The organism is Microbacterium sp., from assembly GCF_049650565.1.
Classification (GTDB): domain Bacteria; phylum Actinomycetota; class Actinomycetes; order Actinomycetales; family Microbacteriaceae; genus Microbacterium.
Genome location: NZ_JBASAK010000020.1, coordinates 20,879 through 27,597, shown reverse-complemented (window position 1 = coordinate 27,597; position 6,719 = coordinate 20,879). Strand labels below are relative to the sequence as shown.

Genomic DNA, 6,719 nt, shown 5'->3' with positions numbered 1-6,719 from the left:
GCGGATGACCGCGCGGCGGGCGGCTTCGGCCGCCGCCTCGCGCTCCTGCTCGCGCTGGCGCTCGAGTCCGGCGACCCTGGCCTGCGCGGCCCGCACCCGCTCGCGAAGCGTCTCGACATCCAGCCGCGCGCGCACCTCGCCCTCGCGCGCGGATTCGAGCGTCTCCAGCAGTCCGTCGCGCGCGGACGCATCCAGCACCGGACGCGGCTCGGACTCGGCTGCTTCGACCTCTGCCTTCGCGCGTGCGGCGCCGGCCTCGGCATCCGCCACCGTGCTCTGCACCTGCGCGAGCCCGGCCTCGAGCCGCTCGCACTCGGCCACGGCGGCCTCGTGCTGCACGGTGACGCGGTTGGCCTGCTCGGCGTACGTCGCGAGGGCCGCGTCGTGCTCGCGAAGGGCGCGCAACGCGTCCTTCGCCCGGCGGCGCGCGTCCTCGACGGCCTCGGTGGCTCCCTCACGTGCCTCGCGCAGCTCGGCGACGGTCACTCGCACGTCGGCGAGGCGCTCGGTGGCGGCATCCCGCTCCGCAGCGAGCTCGAGGCGCGAGGTCTCCCCCGTGCCTGCACGCATGGTGTGCGCGGTGATGACTTCGCCCGTGCGCGTGACGATGGTCGTGCGGGTGTCCGACAGCGCATCCAGAGTCGCGCGCGCCGCACGAGCGGCGTCCAGGTCGTCGGCGATGAGCACGGACGACAGGATGCCTCGCACTCCTGCGGGCGCATCGACGACGTCGGAGGCCGACACGGTTCCGGGCACGGGCGCACCGGCGGATGCCGGCACGGCGCTGTCGGCGATGACGAAGTCCACGGTGCCGCGGGCACCGCCGGATGAGACCAGCGCGAACGCGTCGTCGACGCCATCCACCAGCACGCCCTCGGTCAGCGGCCCCAGTACGGAGGCGACGGCGGCCTCGTACCCGGCATCCACCTGCACGGCGTCGCCGACGAGACCGCGCACACCGGAAGCCCCCGACGCGACGATCTCCGCCGCTCCGCCCGAGAGAGCCAACGCGCTGCCGAGTGCCGCCGCCTTGGCGACCAGTGCATCGGCCTCGCGCTCGGCCTCGTGCAGCTTCTCGCGCAGGGCATCCCGCTCTGCTTCGGCGGCCGACACCTGTTTCTGCGCCTGGTCGTAGGCGGCGGTGAACTCCGCGGCGGAGCCGTCGGGCGCCTCGGCGTCCGCGAGCGACTCCAGTGCCTCCGCGGCCTCGCGGCGGCGGATGTGCGCGGCCTCCAGCGCGTTCTCCTGCCGCAGCACCGCGCCGCGGACGGCAGCGAGAGCGGATGCTGCGGCATCCGCGTTTCCGCGAAGGGCGGTCAGCCGCATGTCGTACTGCGAGACCAGCGCACTCTGCTCGGCGATGTCGACGTCGAGCGTGTCCAGTTCGGCGCGTGCATCGACCACGTCGCGGCTGGCGCGCGCCGCCGCATCCTGCGCATCTCCAAGGCCCTCGGAGATGCGGATGATCTCGTCCTTCGCCTCGTCGATGGTGTCCTGCGTGACCGTGATCGCGGTGACCGTATCCTCGTCGGCCCCCAGCAGCGCGAGGCGCTGGTTGGCGAGGGCGAACAGGCTCCGCATCCGCTCCTGGGCCTGTTCCAGCCCGAACGCGACGCGACGGGCCTCGTCGACGGCGGCGGAGTTCTGCTCGGCCTCCAGCCGCTGGATGCCGATGCGCACCGTTTCCAGCTGGTCCGACAGCACGATGCGCTCGGTGTGACGCTCCTGCTCGGTGCGGGTGTGATCGGCCAACGCCGTGCGCAGCGCCACCACGTCGTCGGCGAAGATGCGCGCCTTGGCATCCCGCACGATGGCGGCGATGCCGGCTGCCTCACGGGCGATCTCGGCCTGCCTGCCCAGGGGCTTCAGCTGACGGCGGATCTCCCCTGCCAGGTCGCTGAGCCGGGTGAGGTTGGTCTCCATCGCGTCGAGCTTGCGGAGCGTCTTCTCCTTGCGACGACGGTGCTTGAGGATGCCTGCCGCCTCCTCGATGAAGCCGCGGCGATCCTCGGGGGAGGCCTGCAGCACGGTGTCCAGCCGCCCTTGACCGACGATCACGTGCATCTCGCGACCCAGTCCGGAGTCGCTCAGCAGCTCCTGCACATCGAGCAGGCGGCAGCTGGAGCCGTTGATGGCGTAGTCGCTGGAGCCGTTGCGGAACAGCGTGCGGCTGATCGTGACCTCGGCGTACTCGATGGGCAGCGCGCCGTCGCTGTTGTCGATGGTCAGCTGCACCTCGGCACGCCCCAGCGGCCCGCGCGTGGAGGTGCCGGCGAAGATGACATCCTCCATCTTGCCGCCGCGCAGGGTCTTGGCGCCCTGCTCCCCCATCACCCACGCGAGCGCGTCGACGACGTTGGACTTGCCGGATCCGTTGGGTCCGACGATGCAGGTCACGCCCGGCTCGAACACGAACGAGGTCGGCTGCGCGAACGACTTGAACCCCTTGAGCGTCAGGCTCTTCAGATGCATGCGCGCACTCCTGACGTCAGGGGCGCATCATCGGTCGGGGCGGGCACGCCCATACGCTACCGGAATCCCGCACGACGCCGGGGATCCCGCGCTGCCGTCGACGCACTCGCGGGTCGCGACACGCCGAGGACACGCCCGGATGCTTGACATTTCTGGAAGTCAGCCGCTAGCGTGACTGACCGATCACATGAGAGGAGGTCACCGATGATGATCACAGACACCGCAGGCGGATTCTTCGCCGCCGCGCGCAAGCCGCTGTACTCGGTGACCTTCGCGCGCACGGCCTCGTAGCACCGCACCGTTCTCCTCTCACGACTCGTCAGACGCTTCGCGTCCGGTCGATGATCGTCGCCCCGCATCCTGCGGTCGGCCTCCCGCCCGTCTCCGGGCATCTCCCGGCACGTCCGCTGGTCCAGTGAGCGCGTGCCACCGGATGCCTCCCGGCACGCTTGCGCGTGCTGCTCCGGCATCCGCCCTGTTCCCCTCAGAGAACACACCGAACAGAAAGCGCACACATCGTGAGCACCATTCTGCTGACCGACGACCGGCAGCACACCACATCCATCCATCCACCGGATACCGAGGATCGTCAGATCCTCACCATCCCCGACCATACGACCCGGCAGCGCCTTCCGCTCGCCGATCGGCTGAGCCTGCGACTCGGGCTCTGGCTGCTCGAACGCGGGCTGCACGCGCAGCGGCCGCGGACGCGGGACGCGTCCGGGTACCGGCCGCTTCTCGCCAGAGAGCAGGCCATCAGCGAGCACGAGGCCATCACCCTGCTCAGCTACGACCTGCAGAGAGGGCTGCGATGAGCGCCACCGCCGGCACCGAGCCGGTGAGCCTCCCTGCAGGAGCGACCCTGCGTCCGCTCGAGCTTCCCGCCCGAGCGGACGCGGGGCCCACCCCGTTGTTCCGCGAGTACGCCGACGTGCGCAACCGCTCCATCTTGGAGACCACCGGGCGCGACGACGACGCACTCGATGCCGAGGCGCTGCTGCCCGTGCTCCGCTCGACTGCGAGCGCGGACCGCCGGCAGTGGGCGATCGAGCGCGACGGGCGGGTCATCGGCTGCGCGGCTCGCGTGATCCCGCAGGACGACGGCGCCAGGACGGCTATGGTCGTCATCTCGCTCCTGAAGTCCGAGTGGGGCGCCGGCATCGGATCAGCAGTCCACGCGCATGTCGAAGCGGAGCTGCGCTCGCGCGGCGTGCGCACGCTGCTGCACTGGGCCGAGCATCACGATGACGGGTCTGGCGCCGCCGCCATCCGGTCGCCGATGGGCGTGGGAGATATCCCCGCCGACCGCACCGCCCGGTTCCTGCTGCACCACGGCTATCGCGTGGAGCAGGTGGACCGCGGCAGCGAGTTCACGTTCACCCCCGCGGGTCTCCGCGGTCTGGAGGCGCTGCGCGCCCGGGCCGCGGAGCTCGCGGCCGGGTACCGCATCGTGCAGTGGATGCTGCCGACACCCGCGGAGCGCGTCGACGGCTACGCGTGGCTGAAGTCGCGGATGTCGACCGACGTGCCGGACGGCGACCTGGATCTTCCCCTGGAGATCTGGGATGCCTCGCGCGTGGCCGAACAGGACGGCCGGTTCGCCGAGCGCGGCTGGTCTGTGCAGGTGACGGCAGCCGAGAACGTGGACACCGGCGAGCTGTGCGCGTTCAACGAGCTGGCCATCGGCACGGATCACGCCGGCACCGGCCACCAGTACGACACGCTCGTGCTGGCCGAGCACCGCGGCAACCGGCTCGGGATGCTCGTGAAGACCGCCGGTCTGCTCTCATGGCACGCCCGCTTCCCGGCATCCGCCCGCATCATCACGTACAACGCCGAGCAGAACCGGCCGATGCTCGACATCAACGAGGCCATCGGCTTCACCCCCTTCGCCTATGAGGGGGCCTGGAAGAAGGAACTCGCATGACGCTCGCCGCTTCAGAGCTGACCATCACCGAGATCATCGTGCCCGCATCGCTCGACGACGCAGAGGCGGCGGACTTCCTTGCCGCCGCCGAGTTGAACAACGCCGTGTGCCTGGCCGACAGCGGCCTGGACGACTTCGCGCGCACCGCCGCCGAGATGCTGCCGCTGTGGAAGGATCGCACCGACGACGTGCACCACGGGTTCATCGCGCGGTCGGGCGATGGCATCCTCGGAGCCGTGATCCTGCACGCCGGCGTCGCAGAGCCGACCAGCGTCGAGGTGGACCTGATGGTGCTGCCCGAGCACTGGTCTACGGGCGTCGGGCAGGCACTGCTCGACCACGCCGAGCTGCAGGCGCGAGAGCTGAACCGCAGGGTTCTGCAGGCCTGGACGCTGCATCCGGCCGATGCCGGCGGCGGACCGCTCGTGCCGAGGACCGGCTGGGGCAGGATCTCCTCGAGTCCGCATGCAGAGCTGCTGCAGCGGAACGGCTTCCTGCTGGAACAGGTGGAGCGCAGCAGCGGATTCGACCTGCTGGCCGACCTCGGTCCGGTGGAGCGGATGCTGGGGGATGCGCTGGCGGCGGCGGGGCCGGACTACCGCCTGATCGAGTGGACGCTGCCGACTCCGCCCGAGCTGCGCGACGGATATGCATGGGCGCTGTCCCGGATGTCGACCGACGTACCCAGCAGCGACCTCGACATCGACGAGGAGAGCTGGGACGCCGCCCGGATCGCCCGGCGGGACGCGCGGTTCATCGGCGGTGGTCAGACGATGTCGGTCTCAGCGGTGGAGCACGTCCCCACCGGAACCCTCGCAGCCTTCAACGAGCTGGTCATCGGCGAGGACCGCACGGGCGTGACACATCAGTACTGCACCCTGGTGCTGAAGGAGCACCGCGGGCATCGGCTCGGCCAGATCGTGAAATGCGCGAACATCCTGCGGTGGCGTGGGATCGCCCCGGCATCGCCGATGATCTCGACGTTCAACGCCGAGGAGAACCGCCCCATGCTCGACATCAACGAGGCGATGGGGTTCGCGCCACGGGCGTACGTCGGCGCCTGGCAGAAGCGTCTGGAGTGATCACCGGCGAGTCGCAGGGGTGATGTCGAGGGTGGTGATGTCGGCGTTGCGGTCGAGGTTCACGATCGTCAGCGCGGCATCCGCCACCTGCTCCGGGCGGATCCACGCCTCGCCGTCGTAGGGCTGCCCCTCCCAGGCGCGCAGCTGCTCCTGCATCGGAGTCGCGACGCGGCCGGGGTGGATCGAGGTGACGCGGATGCCGTGCGGCGCCTCCTCCTGGCGAAGGGTGTCTGCGAAGGCGCGCAGTGCGAACTTGCTGGCGCTGTAGGCTCCGGAGCCCGGCATCGTGCGGTGCCCGAGGCCGGAGTTGATGAACAGCACCTGACCGCGCGCGCGTCGCAGGGCGGGGAGCAGCATCCGGGTCAACTGGACGGGGGCCAGCACGTTGACCTCCAGACTCTCCCACCACTGCTCGGGAGTGAGCTCCTCGGTCGTTCCCATATGCAGCACGCCGGCGCTGTGCACCAGGACGTCCAGAGTCGGGATTCCGGAGGCGAGTTCGGCGATCTGCGCCATGTCGCCGAGGTCGGCGACACAGACCGATGCCGAGGACAGTTTCTTCGCGAGCGCGTCCAGCCCGCCGCTCCTGCGTCCCACCAGGTGGACATGGTGGGTGGGTGCGAGGGCCGTGGCGATGGCGCGGCCGATGCCGCCCGTCGCTCCGGTGATCAGTGCGGTGCGAGTCACGATCTCAGCCTGCCACGTCGGCCATCACGACAACGGCCAGGGTTGCGCCTGTCCTGCTCACGCGGGTCTCGCGCCTCGTGATCTGCATGCCCACGTGCTCGTAGATCGCGATGTTGCCCGCCTCATCCGCACGCACGGCGCAAGAGAGCCCGGAGAGCCCGTCAGTGTGCGCCTGCGCGCGCAGTGCGCGGACGAGATCTCCCGCCAGTCCCCGACCGCGGGACTCCGGTTCGACTGCCAGCCTGCTGAAGTAGAGGGTTCCGTCATCCTTCGGCGCATGCTTGACCGTCGCGGCCAAACAGCCTCCGGTGCGAAGCATTCCGATGCGAACTCCCGCCGCCAGCTCCGCGCGGAGCGTCTCGGCCGTCTCGAGCATGGCGCCGGACATCTCGCCCTTCGCTGTGTACTCCGCGAAGGCGCGGTGCATCACAGCGATGACCTCGTCCGCGGCATCCGCGTGCGCGAAGAGGTCGATGGCTGCAGCCGTATCGGCGGACCGCTCACTCACTGGACCAGCCTATGCGGCCGACCGCTCGATGCGGACGCGGGAG

General features: G+C 70.4%; 6 protein-coding genes. 3 read left to right on the top strand and 3 right to left on the bottom strand.

Going from position 1 to position 6,719, the window contains the following annotated elements; genetic code table 11:
- On the bottom strand, positions 1 to 2,472 hold a 2,472-nt coding region (locus WA967_RS03165; protein ID WP_424419447.1), incomplete at its 3' end, for a chromosome segregation SMC family protein.
- Between the two features lie 518 nt (positions 2,473 to 2,990).
- Between WA967_RS03165 and WA967_RS03160 the strand changes: the two genes are divergently transcribed.
- From WA967_RS03160 to WA967_RS03150, 3 genes are read left to right on the top strand one after another with little or no spacing between them, the layout of a single operon-like run.
- The gene (locus WA967_RS03160; protein WP_424419446.1) at positions 2,991 to 3,287 is read left to right on the top strand and encodes a hypothetical protein; all 297 of its coding nucleotides are present in this window, start codon (positions 2,991 to 2,993) and stop codon (positions 3,285 to 3,287) included.
- Entirely contained in the window at positions 3,284 to 4,399 is a 1,116-nt protein-coding gene (locus WA967_RS03155) for a GNAT family N-acetyltransferase (RefSeq protein ID WP_424419445.1), read from the top strand. The genes WA967_RS03160 and WA967_RS03155 overlap by 4 nt, the downstream gene beginning before the upstream one ends.
- Entirely contained in the window at positions 4,396 to 5,481 is a 1,086-nt protein-coding gene (locus WA967_RS03150) for an N-acetyltransferase family protein (RefSeq protein WP_424419444.1), read from the top strand. The genes WA967_RS03155 and WA967_RS03150 overlap by 4 nt, the downstream gene beginning before the upstream one ends.
- Here the strand turns inward: WA967_RS03150 and WA967_RS03145 are convergent, their stop codons facing one another.
- Both WA967_RS03145 and WA967_RS03140 read right to left on the bottom strand, forming a co-directional pair.
- Entirely contained in the window at positions 5,482 to 6,168 is a 687-nt protein-coding gene (locus tag WA967_RS03145; RefSeq protein ID WP_424419443.1) for an SDR family oxidoreductase, read from the bottom strand.
- A 4-nt stretch (positions 6,169 to 6,172) separates the two neighbouring features.
- The gene (locus WA967_RS03140; RefSeq protein ID WP_424419442.1) at positions 6,173 to 6,676 is read right to left on the bottom strand and encodes a GNAT family N-acetyltransferase; all 504 of its coding nucleotides are present in this window, start codon (positions 6,674 to 6,676) and stop codon (positions 6,173 to 6,175) included.
- Between the last annotated feature and the right edge of the window lie 43 nt (positions 6,677 to 6,719).

Bases quoted from the DNA above. Each gene is read 5' to 3' on its own strand.
- WA967_RS03155 (WP_424419445.1), top strand. From the start codon at position 3,284: ATGAGCGCCACCGCCGGCACCGAGCCGGTGAGCCTCCCTGCAGGAGCG.
- WA967_RS03150 (WP_424419444.1), top strand. From the start codon at position 4,396: ATGACGCTCGCCGCTTCAGAGCTGACCATCACCGAGATCATCGTGCCC.